The sequence below is a fragment of the Clostridium neuense genome, assembly GCF_045310695.1.
GTDB classification, from domain to species: Bacteria; Bacillota; Clostridia; order Clostridiales; family Clostridiaceae; genus Clostridium_S; species Clostridium_S neuense.
The window spans coordinates 374419-390045 of record NZ_JBJIAA010000001.1 but is presented as its reverse complement, the minus strand read 5'-3'; the positions used below and the strand labels follow the sequence as shown (position 1 = coordinate 390045).

Sequence of the window (15627 nt, the reverse complement as noted above, 5' to 3'; positions counted from 1 at the left end):
TGATAATTTTGAAATTACTAATAACCGGTTCCAAGGGTCAGCTTGGAACTCAGCTCAGAAAAATATTAGAGGCTGGAAAATCAGAAATGGGAAAAATAGACGAAGTGTATTCGAAAGCTGAAATAAAATATGTTGATTATGATGAACTTGATATAACAAATTTAAATGAAGTTATAAATTATGTTTCTTCATTTAAACCAGATGCAATAATAAATTGTGCTGCATATACTAATGTAGATAAGTGTGAAAGCGATGCAGATGCAGCCTTTAAAGTTAATTCAATAGGCTCAAGAAATTTAGCTATTGCAGCCGAAAAAGTTCATGCAAAATTACTTCATGTTTCAACAGATTATGTATTTAATGGTCAAGGAAATGTTCCATTTAAAGAATATGATTTGCCAAGTCCCGTAAGTGTATATGGAAAAACAAAACTTTTAGGTGAACAGTATATAAGGGAAAATTGCAGCAAATACTTTATAGTTAGAACAGCATGGCTCTATGGATATTATGGCAAAAATTTTGTCTACACAATAATGAAGGTAGGAAAAGAAAAAGGGCATCTTGATGTAGTAGATGACCAAAGAGGAAATCCAACTAATGCAGAAGATCTTGCTTATCATATATTGAAGATAGTTTTGACAGAAGAATACGGAATATATCACTGCACAGGAACAGGAGAGTGCAGTTGGTATGACTTTGCCCGGGAAATAATAAGCTTAAGCAAAATAAACTGTACAGTAAGTCCTATAACTTCAGGTGAATTAGGAAGAACAGCAAAAAGACCAGCATTTTCATCCTTAGATAACATGATGCTGAGGGCAACCGTTGGAGATGAAATGAGACCTTGGCAAGAAGCGATTAGGCAATTTATAAATAATGTGGATAAACTTAAATTAGAGTAAAGAGTAGAGAGTAAAGAGTAGAGTGAAGGATGATTTGTCTTCCTTGCGTCAGATAAATCTTACAACTTAATAATTTAGCTGCGCTGAATTAAAAAGAATTTATAGTCTTTAAAATTTTTCTGCAAGTAGCAGAAAAATTAACCATCACTCTACTCTCTACGCTTTACTCTCTACTCTTCATCTAATGGAGGTAAGTAGTTTGGGTAAATTTAATTTTAAAGAAACAGAAATACAAGGGGTATACATAATAGAAACTGGTATCTTTGGAGATAACCGCGGATACTTTATGGAAACCTATAATTATAATCAGTTTAAAGAAGCAGGACTAGATATGGTTTTTGTCCAAGATAATCAATCAAAGTCTAAAAAGGGAGTTTTAAGAGGACTCCATTTTCAGAAAGAGCATACGCAGGGGAAACTTGTGCGGGTAACTAGAGGAGAAGTTTTTGATGTTGCTGTAGACTTAAGGAAGAACTCTAAGACATATGGAAAGTGGGTTGGAGTTGTACTTTCAGAAGAAAATAAAAAACAATTTTATGTGCCAGAAGGTTTTGCACATGGTTTTTTAGTGTTATCTGATGAAGCGGAATTTTGCTATAAGTGTACAGATTTTTATCACCCAGAAAGTGAAGGCGGAATCATCTGGAATGATCCAGATATAAATATAAAATGGCCAACAGAAGAAATAGAAGAACTCATATTTTCCGATAAAGATAAAAAGCATCCAAGGCTTTCAGAATGTAAAATAGAATTTTAAATCAGTTAACAGTTCAGGATGATTTTCTTCTATATTCGATTTATGAACATACAGCGAAGATGACGGAAGATATTTCTGAAGTGAATTTAAAGATTATAAAATAAGTTTAAGTGGTGCATTTGTGTGTACCACTTTTTTTACGAAAATGTAACAACTTTTCACTGAATACAACTTTTATATGTGATATAATTTATAAAGCGGGGTTTGGACAGCAGCCCATTATCCTTTTTATACAAGAGAGAGTTATTTTTTATGATTGTGCACTGATTTAAGTTTGGAGGATTTGATGAAGAAAGTTATTTTTATTGGAGTTTGTCTTGTTTGGTTTTGCTTTATTTTTTATAATTCTTCGCAAAATGGAGATAAATCCAATTCAAAAAGTTTTAATATTGTAAATACTATTAGGGAAGAATTAAGAAGTATAAAGGGCGAAAGTAAAGAAGATTATAGTAAACTTCCACAAAATCAAAGGGATGAAAATATAAACTTATTTATAAGAAAAAATGCTCATGCCTTTGAATATTGTGTGCTTGCAGCTTTGGTGACTGTTTTGCTTTTCCATTTTGGAATGGAGGGAAGGGGAGCCATAGTATATATTTTGTTTATTTGTCTCTTATATGCCGTGCTAGATGAATTTCATCAGCTTTATGTACCAGGAAGAACTTCACAGGTAAAGGATGTTCTTATAGATTTCGTTGGAGCTAATATTGGAATGTGGCTTAGCTATTTTATCTATTATGTTATTTTGAAAAGGAAAAAGAAAAAAGTTTGAGGAGATGAATAAGAAACATGGCAAGAAAAAAGAAACGAAAGTTGCCTATATTTTTGGCAATTATAATATTAATTATACTTTTGTTTGGTATAATGCTAAAGTGGAATTCAGGATATACTCAAAGTGTATCTGGAAGTACCAATGCTTACAATAAACTTAAGGATGCAGTTATAGCTGGGGGAACAGTTTCGCTTTCTAGTGATGATATAAATAGTGTTATTTCAAATTCCTTTGAGGCACAAACCCATAAAGGGGTTACTATTAAAAATATTTATGTAAATATGTCTCAAAATAAGCTTGATATTAAAATACCAACAGCTTATAAAGGGCAGAACTTTTTAGTATCTTCCACTGGAAAGGTTGCGCTTAAAGAAGGATGTATAGTATATTTACCTGATTCCTTTAAGCTTGGAGCAATACCACTTCCAAAGAACTTTATCTTAAATAAATTAAAGGCTATGTATAGCAGTAAATTTACTATTGAAGATGACGGCATATACATTAATAAATCTGCATTACCTGTTACAATAAATTCAATAGAGATAAAAGATAATAACTTAAATATAGGTGTGGAAAAGTTGAAATTAAATTTGAGCAATAGCAAAGCAGCTGAGGTTAGAGATGAACTTTTAAACACAGTTAAAAATTTAAATGCAAGTGATAAGACAAAGGTAGAAGAGGCAATTAAGTATATTGAAAATAATCCAAATGCGTTAAATAATATAAAAACTAAGCTTAGTGGTGTTTCAAATAGTGAGATAAAAAAAATAGTCCAGGATATTGACAATGGAAAGCCTAGTGATGGTGGAAACAGCAGTATTGTTACACCAAGCCAGGGGACAAAAAAAATAGACACTAAAACGGCAACAGAGCTTAGTGAGGAATTAGGAGAGGCAGCCGGTAAAGTAAAGGATAGTGCTTCAAAAGCTGTAATTAATGCTATGCAGGCTCAGGCGGCTTCAGGAACAATAAATTCCAGCTTAATACTGCCTCAGGTTAAGGCTTTAAATCAAACTCAAAGAGATGAGGTTCAAGATGCATTAAAAACTAGTATTAAACCTATGTATTTTGCTCAAGTTAGCAGTATGCTAAAGTGATGGTGTTTGCAAAAAACTTGTAAAATGAAAGCATAACAGCAGCATATGTATTTTATTTAGAAAACTAATATGATATAATTAAACGTGTTGTTAAAATAAATAACATTGGGAGGCAATATGGGGATTTTAGGAAAGAAAAAAACAAGTAAACAAGTTGAAGTCAAAGTTAAGGATGAAGAAGTTTCAAAAATAAAACTTGCTCTTACCGATGAAGAAAAAGCAAGAATGTCAAATGTACAAATACAGTACTTGGAAGATGAAATTGCAAAACTTCCTAAAATCGAAGATGGACAAGTTAATTTAACGAGCGAGTACTTTGTTTATTTTGAAGGCAAAATAGAAACTAAAGTTTTTATAAGAAATGCCTTGCCTAAAAGTGTAAATTTCGAAGAGGTATATTTAGGAATACAGGATGCAGATGGCAACCTTATAATACATCAAAAATTTAATTTAGCTAATTTGGGTGATATTCCTCCTTATTCTGCTAGAGTAACTAAGCTTTTTTTTGATGTGGATGGAGTAAATTTAGATGATATCGACTTTGAAAACTTAAAGATATGTTTTTCTGGTGGAGTTAAGGCTTTTAAAAGCATAACAACTGAATTTCAAGAGCTTCCAGAAAATTTGCCAAGTGATCAGGTTGCTATGCTTAACAGATATTTAGAGGATTTAAACCAAATTGAAGTGAATACAGTAACATTATCAGCTGTTGATCTTTTAGAAAATGAAGATGGAAATATTATGATAACTATAATAGCAAGAAATGGTTATGATAAGGAAATTAAGTTAGAGGAAGTTCCTATTTCTGTTTTTGATAAGAATAACAGTAGGGTTGCTGGTGGAAAATTTAAGCTTGAAGATTTAAATGTTTTGCCTAAAAAGGCTAGAATTTTTAATTTAATATTAAGTAAACAAAATATAATTGAAGAAAACTATGATCTTAGCAAGTGGAGAATAGCTTTTAATTGATATGACTAGGGAGGACTATTATTTATATGAAAAAGAAAACTAAAGTTATTTTATGTGTAGTAGTAGTTTTGGCATTAATTGCTTCTATAGTTGCTGCTGTTGGATTTAACAACAGTAATAATGATAAAGGCAAAAGTGCTTCAGTAAATAATGTTAATAAATCTACTAAAAATAGTAAAGCTAACGGCAATAATAACGACAATTTAAAGAGTAATAAAAATGTTAAAGATGTAAAAAGAACTGAAAATGGAGATACCATAACAGTTACAATCAAAGGAAAAGATAGTGCTAGCGTTACTGAATTAAAGGCATTAGCTCTAAATACAGCTAATGATTTAAAAAAGCAAAATCCAAATAAGAAAGTAAATGTTAAGGCTGAATTTAAAAATGAAGAAGTTGAAGATGTAAATTTGGGAAGTAAAGCCGATGATAGTAAAATCTATTTCGAAACTAAACCTATGTATGATCCTATTTTAAAATGTATAAGATTTAAATTGCATAATTTAAATAATGTTAATAAAGTTCAAGTTTTATTAGATGGTAAGGAAATAAAATTATCAAGTAACCAAGTTTTAAAAGCTAATAATGATGTTTTTGCAGTTAAAAACATAGATCAAAACTTTAAAACAGGTAAAATTATTTTGCAAGATAAAAGTGGAAACAAATTAGAAGCGAACTTTTAGGGGGTATTTTTATGAAAAAAAGTTTTATCAAAAAAATTTGTACATTTACATTAACATGTGCTTTATTAGTAGGCACAATTTCAGGAAGCGTATTTGCTAAAAATAGAGATTTTTATAACACAAATACTAAAAAAATTTATACCATATCATCCTTATCAGATAGTGAATTTAGTGATTTTATTAATGACGTAATGAGCAATGAAGATAAGTTTGTTTATGAGTTTGGTGGAAAGTATTATAGTTATACAAGTCTTTTAAATGACTTTCAGAAAAATAAGATTGCAGGTTTAGATACTGCTACAGCTTTTAAAAATTGTATAGCTAATACTGCTAATGTACAATCAAATTTTGATCCTAGTGCATATAGTAGTACAGGCAATAATGATTCATCAGATTTTTCAGTTATAAGTATAGATTAATTGAAGCAAATCTCTATATATCCAATATATAGAGATTTTTTTTAAAGTTATATAGAAAAAAGACGATAAATTTAGTAAAAAGCAATGTTTGTAAAACATTATTTTATGGAGGAATTGTAATGAGCAAAAAATTATTAGGTATAATAGCAGCTATTTCTGTCACAGCATATTCTTCTTCGGTAAGCGCTATGGCAATACCAAGCCATTCCATAGTAATAGGAAATAAAGCGTATTCTATTGATTATATTGTTAAGCCAGCTAATTATGGGGAAGTAAACACGCAAATATTAAATGGGTCTAATGTGTATTATGTTGTAAATAGTAGTACGGTGAAGGATTTGTTTTCAAACGCATATGTTTCTCCAAGTGTTATTGATTCCGTACCAACTATAACATATAAAGATGGTGATGGAGAACAGTACATAGCAAGAAGTGGTTCTGACTATTTGGAACATGTTGTTAGTCCATTTATGGCAGTAGCAAAGGTTGAAATTGGTAATGGGTTAAGTTTATTTAAAAAGATCACAGTTACTAGTGCAACTGTTCCAGATGCTAGATATTTTAGGGTTTCTGGAAGCAGTTATATAAAAGCAGTTGGTGATTTTATTCAAACAACTATTTCAGACAGTTCTGTTAATGTTTATTTTTATGCTGATTCTACAGGAAATAATTTGGTTGCAAGGGGAACTTTAGATGTGTCAACTTCAACTGGAGCAATTCCAAAGAATATTTCTAACTTGCAATATGTATTAGGTAATAGTAGTGGAAATATAAATAATTCTGGGCTTGTTGCTACTGATGAGGATAATCAATGGATTTATTATAGAGGTACAGGTGGAAATTTGTTTAGGGTAAAGAGTGATGGAGTTGATAGAAAACAGCTTACATCAGCACACGATGCTAAATACATAAATGTTGTTGGTGATGAGCTTTATTATGTGCATACTACGCCTGCAACTAAAACAGTTCCAGCTACAACAGGAATATATAAAATGAGGGTTGATGGTTCCGATGCAGTGCCAATTATGTCCGGTACAAAAAATGTTGGAACAATGGGAAGTTTAGTTTATTCCAATACAGCAGGAATGGAAGATGTTATTGTTGCTGGAGACTGGATTTATTACATAAATAGTGGAGATAAAAGTTTGCATAGAGTAAATGTAGATGGATACTATGATTCTTGTATAAGTACTAGCCAGTATACTGATATAAATATTGTTAAGAATTATATATATGCTGTAAACCAATCGGATCATAATAAAATATACAAAATCGACTTGAATGGATATGCTGCAACAAAGGTAAGTGATGTTCAAGCTAAGCATTTAAATGTTGTAAATGGTTATATGTATTATAGAAATTATTCTGATAATGAAAAATTATATAGAATGGATACAGATGGCATAGAAAATAAAAAGCTTTGTGACGATAAGGTATTTAATCTCAATGTATGTGGAGATACTATATATTACAAAAATGACTCGGATGGAGACAGACTCTATAAGATAGGTGCTGATGGTACAGGTGGACAACAAGTGCTTACTCCAGTTCCGTTAACTAAAGGTACAAAATTAGCAAATGATGTTGTGGAATATGTTAATGCAATTGATCCTAATGTTTATTTTGCACCTGCTAATATGAGCACATTAACATCTATAGCTAAAGATGGAAGTGGAAGAACTGTCATGAAATAAGCAGTAGGAGGAAAAATTATGAAAAGATCATTCAATTTAATGAAGGTTAGTATTACTGCGCTTTTCTGTTTACTTGTTATTGTTTTTTCTAAAAGTTTTGTACATGCTGAAATTGTATCAAATACAAAAACAGGTGTTTCACCAGATAAAGAATGGTGTGTTAATTTTACAAACAAGGTTAACTATGACTATGTAACCTCAGATTATATATATGTTAGGGATAGTTATGGAAATTCAGTAGATTTGAATTTAAGTGTTAACCCATCAAATGAAAAACAGGTAATAGTAAAACCTAAAAGTGGAAGCTATGTTCTTGGAAAGACCTATGTTTTAACTATTAGTAAGGATTTCTCAGATCAAAATGGAAATAAAATAGGTCAAGATTATAAGATGCAGTTTACAATAAAAAGTCAATTAGTTGATACAGCTAGTTTTAAAGTTCAGGTTTTTAATTATGGAAGCGGTGTTATAGCTACTGTGTCAGTTAATTCCACTACTTTATCAAACGCAAGCACCTATAGAGTTGAGGGGCAGGATGAAAAGGATGATAATGTACCTATAGGTAAAGAAGCTGCTGTGCTTGGTGATTTCCAAAATGTAAATGTGTATTTTTATGATGCGGATGGTAATAAGATAGGAAACTGTTTGGTTAATATTCAAAAGGCTTATGATAGTCAAAGTGTCCAAATAAGTAATTGAGTTGGTTGGAGGTGAAATAAATGAAAAATATAAAATTAGTATTTTCCTTTTTGATTTTGTTTGCAATAAGTTTTTGTTTTTCTGACAAAGTATATGCTGCTAATTTTCTTGGAGGATCCACTTGCTACAAAACTTGGTATATTAATGTCAATAAAACTATAGATCCTGATACAGTAACTTCTAAAAATGTAAAAGTATTCGATGAAAAAAATAACGAGGTTAAAGTTTATGTGGATGTTTATCAAGGAACAAGCATAAGAATAAGGCCTGGAGATGGCGGTTATTCACTAGGAAAGACATACTATATTAACTTATCATCTGGAATAAAATCAATTTATGGAGATAATCTTAATTTAGGACAATATGCAATGAATTATTTTGTAGTAAATCAAGATTATCAGGTTAAAATAGGTGACAGTACTTTAGAAGCAGCAATTAGAAAAGCAGCTAAAAAGTCCGGAGATGCACTTATGCAGAGTGATCTTGATAAAATATCGGAACTCGATATAAGTGATAATTATGGAGCACTAAAAATTAATTTTAATGATATTCAAAAGCTTCATAACTTAAATAAAATTAAAATATATAACAGTAGTTTTTCTAGTTTATCGAACATACAAAGTTTAGCTTATAATTTGTATGGTTTGGATTCATTTTATTCTCTTGATTTATCAGGGAATACAATTGGAAGTAACATAAATTCTGTACTTGATACCTTCTCAAATCTTTATATAAGTAACATAAATTTAAGTAAGACTAATATATCGGATATAAGTCATTTAAGTAATCTTAGAAATGTAAATACTGTGGATTTAAGTGGAAATAAAATATCAAATATATATTCACTTGGAACTCTTAATTTAAGAGAGGCAAATTTAAGCAGTAATTCTATTACAAATGTTAGTTCTCTTGGAAGTGATCCTGGACTTATAAAACTTGATTTGAGTAATAACAATATAACTGATTTATCACCGCTTAATAATCTTTTTTATCTTGATACGTTGAATCTTAGTAACAATAATAAAAAAGCATCTGCTGGTGGCTATGATATTTCTCCATTATCAAGTCTTATAAATCTTACAAATTTGAATTTAAGTAATAACAACATAAAAGTTATAAATGCACTAGAGAATATGGATAAGATGCTGACTTTAGATTTGAGCGTAAATGGTATACAAGACATAAGTGGAATAAAAAATATGGATGTTTTACAAAATTTAAATCTTGCAGGTAACTATTTAATAAATGACATATCGGTAATTAAAAATCTTGAGCATATAAATACTATAGATTTAAGCTATAACAAAGTTAGGAATTTGGAACCACTGTCACAATTAAATAATTTAACTGATTTAAATCTCGAATATAATGACATAGTTGATCTTACTCCACTTGAAGATTTAACTCAGCTTCAAAGGCTTAAACTTGATAATAATCATATAACTAACATATATCCTTTGATTAATCTAATTAATTTAGATACCTTGTATATAAGCGGTAATGGTAATATTGACACTACTCCGATTGTTAATTTAAATAATTTATCACATAAAGATTTTTAGTAAAATTAAATATAAGAATATGAAGGGGGGATTTTTAATTGAAAGCATTTATAAGAGGCTTAATTTTAACAGCTTCAATTTTTGCTACTTTATTTGTATTTAAGCCATATTCAGTTCATGCGGCAGTTCAGTACAATGATTATCAAGAACAGTATAATGTGTCGCCTAAAAAAGTATGGAAAATAAGATTTAGCAATCCTGTAAACTGGTTTTCTGCCCAAAATAGCGTTTATGTATATGATAACAGTAATAATGTTTTTCCTGTTACTATAACTACGGATGCTAGTGATAGTAGAATACTAGTTATAACACCAAATAGAAATTATGATTTGGGAAAAAGATATTGTATGGTGATAAATTCTAGTATTTATTCATCAAACACTTATAAGAATTTAAAAAGTAATGTAAGGATGTATTTTAACATAAAAACAAAGCTAGATCCATCTGATTATGGTAACGGAGGTTCTAGTGATGCATCAGGACTCAATGGTATTGTCATAATAGGCAGCAATAGAGCTTATTCTGTAAGCTATTTACTTCAACATTCGGATTTGGCAAATGATGTAAATGGAGATCCGTCGAAAAAAGTTTATTATATCCCAGATGCAACAAATGCATATTATCAAAATGTACAAAATTTATTTGGAGATAGTTTTACAACTTATTCAAGTATGAGCTCACTGCATTCTCTTAAGTATATAGATGATAATATAGTTTATACAGATGCAGGTGGAAATAATTATGCATATGTATGGAATAGCTCATATGGATATTATATACTCCAAACCTCTGGAGTTAATGTAACTGTTGTGTCACCTTCAACAACTGGGGCTGTAAGTCTTACTGTTAACAGTGTAAATGCAGTTTCTGGAGCTGCTTACTATAAGATAGATGGTACTAACATTAAAAGAAAAATTGGACAGGATGTTTCTAATTATGTATCTATGCAGCCTACAGTGAAAATATTGATTTTATCTTCTAATCAAACTGAGATGGGATATGCCTATGTAAATGTATCACAAAGGCTTACTAATACTATTTTCCCAGTTACCGTAGAGCCAAATCAAAATGGTAATACTACTGGTAATAGTAATAACAATGGTTCAGTTGTTTATGGTGAAGATGGTTATACTTATTATCTAAATTCAGGTGATAATAATACAATATACAAAACAGATGATACTGGTGAGTATAATCAGCAAATTGGACTCGATAAAGCTCAATATATGAATGAGCAAAATGGATGGATATACTACAGTAACTATTCTGATAATCAAAAGATATACAGAATAAAAACAGATGGTACAAGAAGAGAAAAAGTATGTGATGATTCTGCAGCTTATCTTGTTGTAAATGGAGACTGGATATATTATAGTAATCACTCAGAGCAGGGAAGACTATATAGAATAGGAGTTTCTGCTGGAGCAAGTACAAAGGATGATGTACAGCCGGATCCATCTACGTATAAAATAGATCCAGCAGGTACACATGGATTACCTATTGATACAATAAATAGTTCACAAACAGTTCCTTATGATGAGGTTGCATATATAAATGTATCTAATAATTGGGTTTATTATGTTAATAATTCAGATGATCATAAGATTTACAAGATAGATACAGATGGAAACTTTAGAACAAAGGTAAATGATGAATGGTCAGAATGTCCACAGGTTGTGGATGATGAAATTTATTATTGTTCAAAAACTGGTGAAATAATGAAAATAGGAACAGATGGAAACAGTACTCCAGTTGATCTTGGTGGACAAGCAGATAATTCAAATGCTGATCAAACCTTTAGCATTAATGTAAGTGGAGATTGGATATATTACAGTAATAAGAATGACAATAAAACGCTTTATAAGGTTAAAAATGATGGCAGTGGTGAAAAATATAAGCTTACTAATTTCCCTATATATTATGTTATGGTAGCAGGCAATAAACTTTATATAGATTCGACAAGTAATATTGAATATACTTTGCCTATTGATACTACTGGAGGAGATATACCTGTACCTGTAGGTAAGACAACTCCTGATACTAGCATTGTTAAAGTTAATGACATAACAAAGGTTGTTGAATACCAGGATGTAAATCAAACTATTGAATGGCTTGAGGATAAGTATCTTCCAGAGAAGGTTACAGCAGTTATGAGCGATAATAAGCAGCAAGAGCTTACTGTAAACTGGGATAAGGCAAATAAGACCTTCAGTGGCGGTATTTGGTATTATACAGGAACTATCTTGGGTTACACTAAAACTGTAAATTTAAAACTTATAATACCTTCACAGATGCTTAATGGTACAAATGATATAAACATTACACATAATCCAGGTGGAAATGATTATGTTTCTATTAGTCCAGATGCAGCAGCAACACCAACCGAGCGCGAAGTGCAAGCAAAATATAAAGATATTATAAGAGTATATGCAGATGAAAATAAAACGACTCAAATTAGTAAAGATAGTGATGGCGTTATTGGTAAGAATGGAAAAGTTAAGATTCCAGTAAGTGATATTTATGCATATGGTGATGCTATATATGTTACTATTCAAAGAAATGGAAAGTATGAAAGTAACACTACAAAGATTCTCCAAATGCAGCAGCCAACTATAACTAAACCAACTGGTTCAGACATGGATGATGATACTAATAAAGCAGATTTTGATGCTCGTGATACTGATATGGTTTATCCAGGTGTTGATGGTCGTGATTTTACAATTTATAATTGGAACGAAGCTCATTGGGATACTACCGATATTACTAATGCTACTGGAATTTCAAATGTTTATGAGCCATCAAATGGTTATAATCAAATGTATATAGTACCATCTAATACTACACTAGATATGACTAGTTCTAATGCTATAAAGGTAGATGGAAAAAGTCAGCAGATATCCGTTGATTCATCTGGAACAAGAGTTAGTAATAAGTCACTTGATTCTACGGTTACTCAGGATAGTTTGACACATAATTTACTTGGTGGATATTACTCGATTTATATAGCAAGACACTATGATTTAAGTGATAGTAATCATCAGAATGATATATTTGTAACTGCTGATCCAAATGGAAGCAGACCTGTTGTTACAGCAGATATAGCATCAGTTTCTCCAGCAACAGAAGAAGCTACTTATGAAGATACTCCTGTACAGCGTAAGATAACAGCACCTAACACCACTAACCCTAGAAATACTACTCAGGTTGTGGTAAGCAAGGATGCAACAATATCTCTTGATCAGCCAGTTTCTAGTGGAGAAGAAGTTTGGTTTGTACCAAGCAACTTCAAGGGCGTTGATGGTTATCTTGCAAAACAATATGGTTATACTCAAACAGATAAGGATTGTTTGGATGATTTCTATAATAATAAAATTTTTGGTGGTAAGAACAACATAATAAGAGTTCAGAATCAGCCAAATGACTTTAATGCTTCTACGATAGGACTAACTCCTGGAACAGAGTATAATATGTATATAATGAATAATGTTGGAGCAAGAAAACTTGGTCAATCTATAATACCAGATTTTTCAGCACCTACAATTAACATGACTGTACCTAGTGCTGATAATACAGGAGCAAATTATAACAGTGCTTCTACTAATGGTGCAGATAAAATTCAGATTACTTACAATGATTTGTTTAGTGATGGTGGAGATAAGAATACTTCAATTCCTGGAAAAATATATCTACTTTATGGTCAAGTAGCTGCCAGTGATGTAACAAGGTATACAAGCATTTTCCCTCCTCAAGCTCTTCTTGATGGAGGTACTTACCAAGTTAGTGTAGCTAGTTTACCTCAGGGAACCGATTATGTGGTAACCATAGCAGCAGTAGATGCAGCAGGTAATGTTAGTGTTAAATATGTAACTGTTACTAATAAGAGTAATGGTGGAGGATCAAGCACTTAAATAAAAAAAGAAGGCTGTGAAACTACTTTAAATTAGTTTCGTGGCACTTCTTTATAAATGCTCATTAAAACGTAGATTTATAAAAAGGCAGTTAATAGTTTGTTTATGCACAAAGCTATTAACCGCCTTTTTTATTTTATTTCACCGTTTATTTGCCTTTGGAAATAGGCTACATCATTTGCGTTACTTATATACATTCTATCTAGTGTAAACATTCCTTGAGTTTTATTTGCTTGACCTTCATTGGTTGTAAATGCCATCTTGTATCCAAGGTTTTGAACTAATTTTACTGTATCATCGTTGTAGCTTCCATAAGGATATGCTATATAGTTTATTTTTTTATTGAGCATTTTTTCAAGCTTTGCCTTTGAATCTCTTAATTCTACAAGCTGCTTATCATAGCTTAGGTCTTTTAAATGAGGATGCGTCACTGTGTGACATTCAATATCTATTCCATTAGCTTGCATTTCCTTAAGCTGTTTTGATGTCATATAATCTGTACTGTCATCGGTCTGACAGGTTATAACAAATACTGTAGCTTTAAATCCAAATTCCTTAAGAACAGGCAGTGCATTTTCATAATTGTCTTTATAGCCATCATCAAGGGTTATTACAATTGGTTTTGGCGGAAGCTTAACCTCATCGTTAAAGTGAGAATAAAGCTCATCTAAGGTTATTGGAGTAAATCCATCATGTTTTATAATGTCCATTTGCTCTCTAAATATTTTTTGAGGTATCCTTAAGTCATTTCCTTTTTCATAAGCTATTGAGTGATACATAAGTACCGGTATATTAGTTGGATTAGGATCTTTTGGTAGTGGCTTTTCTTTTTTTGCTACTGTGGTTTTTGTTTTGGTTGTTTTTTGCGTTGGTTTTGTAAGTGTGCATGCTGTAAGTAAAGTTGAACATGCAAAGGTTACTGCAATTAATAAGGGTGTTAACTTAAAAAATTTTTTCCTTTTCATTAATGTTTCTCCTCTTTTTTATTCATTGTAATTTAGTTCTATTTGAACCATCTAGATTCATTGTATAGTCTACAATTGTGTTGTTAGTTGTATCTTCATAAAATATCAAGTTGTTTATTATGTTCATACTTGTTGCTTTATAAGAATTGTCTGCTCCAAGAACTTTTTTTTCTGAACCATCTATTTTTATTCTGTAGAAGAAATTTCTGTTTTCAGCACTGGAATAAAGATAGTCTCCATTTAAGCTTAAAAAATGAGAAGCATCTCCATTTATTTTAGTTCTTCCTGAACCATCGGTTTTTATTTTATAAAGTGAACTATTGTCTGAATCGTTTGTATAGTAAATCCATTCATCCTGTATATTTATATAGACAGTTTTATCGTTGTTTAGCCTCGTATTCTGTGAACCGTCTTTTCTCATCTTATACAAGGTATTTCCATCGCTTTCGTTTTCGTAATAAATCCAATCATCAACAACGGCGAGGTAAGAAGAATAAGCATCATTTAATTTCTGTCGTCCTGTGCCATCTTTTTTTATTCTATAGGTTTTTCTTCCATCACCTTCATTTTGATAATAAAGAAAGTCGCCTGAAAGGTTAACATAAAAAACTTGATCATCTGAAATCTTAGTTTTTTGAGTGCCATCCTTCTTTATTTTATATAGTTTTCCATTATCGGATATGTTTCTATAATATATCCAATCATTATCTAAGTTTAAATAGTAAGCTGCATCTGAAACTATTTTGGTTTTATTATTTCCAGAGTAATCCATTTTGTATATTCCGGTATTTCCAGATGTGAGTCCGTAGTATATGTAACTGCTATCCTCAGTAGTTATACCGTAATTTGCAATGTTAGCAATGGAATTTCCATTTCCATAAGAAGCTTTTTTAAAGTTTAGGTAATATTCGTTATTTTTTTGGTTGTTATTTATAGATACATTTTTGGTATTTGCTCTTTTAGTGGTTATTACTTTGGGTTTTGACGAAGAATTTTGGCAGCCTGTAATTAAGACAAGGCCAATAGATAGCAATGCCGCTATAAATTTTTTCATTTTTTCACCTCCTGAAAGTTTCGTAATCAATTATATATTTTATCACTTATTGTATAGAAGTAAAAAACTAAATTAACTTAGTTCATAAATTTATAAATTAAACGATATAAATAATATAGATAACTTATAGAAACGAAAAATATTTC

Annotated in this window: 13 protein-coding genes; 11 read left to right on the top strand and 2 right to left on the bottom strand. The window is 30.8% G+C overall.

All coding sequences use genetic code 11. The features are described 5' to 3' along the window. The first annotated feature begins 8 nt into the window (after positions 1 to 8). From rfbD to ACJDT4_RS01615, 11 genes are all read left to right on the top strand, one after another. Positions 9 to 902 (top strand): dTDP-4-dehydrorhamnose reductase, encoded by an 894-nt coding sequence (gene rfbD, locus ACJDT4_RS01665; protein ID WP_406785791.1) that lies wholly within the window; start codon positions 9 to 11, stop codon positions 900 to 902. A gap of 199 nt (positions 903 to 1101) precedes the next feature. Next, the gene (rfbC, locus tag ACJDT4_RS01660) at positions 1102 to 1659 is read left to right on the top strand and encodes a dTDP-4-dehydrorhamnose 3,5-epimerase (RefSeq protein ID WP_406785790.1); all 558 of its coding nucleotides are present in this window, start codon (positions 1102 to 1104) and stop codon (positions 1657 to 1659) included. 286 nt (positions 1660 to 1945) lie between these two features. Then, entirely contained in the window at positions 1946 to 2431 is a 486-nt protein-coding gene (locus ACJDT4_RS01655; protein ID WP_406785789.1) for a VanZ family protein, read from the top strand. 17 nt (positions 2432 to 2448) lie between these two features. Continuing rightward, positions 2449 to 3528: a hypothetical protein gene (locus ACJDT4_RS01650; protein ID WP_406785788.1), complete on the top strand. Its 1080-nt coding sequence runs from the start codon at positions 2449 to 2451 to the stop codon at positions 3526 to 3528. Positions 3529 to 3645: 117 nt separating this feature from the next. After that, on the top strand, positions 3646 to 4497 hold the full coding sequence (locus ACJDT4_RS01645) for an SLAP domain-containing protein (protein ID WP_406785787.1): 852 nt from the start codon (positions 3646 to 3648) through the stop codon (positions 4495 to 4497). 26 nt (positions 4498 to 4523) lie between these two features. Continuing rightward, positions 4524 to 5180 carry a hypothetical protein gene (locus tag ACJDT4_RS01640; protein WP_406785786.1) on the top strand — a complete coding sequence of 219 codons (657 nt, stop codon included), beginning with the start codon at positions 4524 to 4526 and terminating at the stop codon, positions 5178 to 5180. An 11-nt stretch (positions 5181 to 5191) separates the two neighbouring features. Next, positions 5192 to 5599: a hypothetical protein gene (locus ACJDT4_RS01635; protein ID WP_406785785.1), complete on the top strand. Its 408-nt coding sequence runs from the start codon at positions 5192 to 5194 to the stop codon at positions 5597 to 5599. Between the two features lie 119 nt (positions 5600 to 5718). Then, the gene (locus ACJDT4_RS01630; RefSeq protein WP_406785784.1) at positions 5719 to 7293 is read left to right on the top strand and encodes a DUF5050 domain-containing protein; all 1575 of its coding nucleotides are present in this window, start codon (positions 5719 to 5721) and stop codon (positions 7291 to 7293) included. Between the two features lie 18 nt (positions 7294 to 7311). Further along, positions 7312 to 7992, top strand: a complete 681-nt coding sequence (locus tag ACJDT4_RS01625; protein ID WP_406785783.1) for an Ig-like domain-containing domain — start codon at positions 7312 to 7314, stop codon at positions 7990 to 7992. Between the two features lie 20 nt (positions 7993 to 8012). Next, positions 8013 to 9554, top strand: coding sequence for a leucine-rich repeat domain-containing protein (locus tag ACJDT4_RS01620; protein ID WP_406785782.1), 1542 nt, complete (start codon positions 8013 to 8015; stop codon positions 9552 to 9554). Positions 9555 to 9592: 38 nt separating this feature from the next. After that, positions 9593 to 13462 (top strand): DUF5050 domain-containing protein, encoded by a 3870-nt coding sequence (locus ACJDT4_RS01615; protein WP_406785781.1) that lies wholly within the window; start codon positions 9593 to 9595, stop codon positions 13460 to 13462. A gap of 131 nt (positions 13463 to 13593) precedes the next feature. On the opposite strand, the gene ACJDT4_RS01610 is transcribed toward ACJDT4_RS01615, so the two are convergent. Together ACJDT4_RS01610 and ACJDT4_RS01605 are read right to left on the bottom strand one after the other, a co-directional pair. Then, positions 13594 to 14427 (bottom strand): polysaccharide deacetylase family protein, encoded by an 834-nt coding sequence (locus ACJDT4_RS01610; RefSeq protein WP_406785780.1) that lies wholly within the window; start codon positions 14425 to 14427, stop codon positions 13594 to 13596. A gap of 22 nt (positions 14428 to 14449) precedes the next feature. Further along, positions 14450 to 15481 (bottom strand): DUF5050 domain-containing protein, encoded by a 1032-nt coding sequence (locus tag ACJDT4_RS01605; protein WP_406785779.1) that lies wholly within the window; start codon positions 15479 to 15481, stop codon positions 14450 to 14452. Positions 15482 to 15627: the final 146 nt, after the last annotated feature.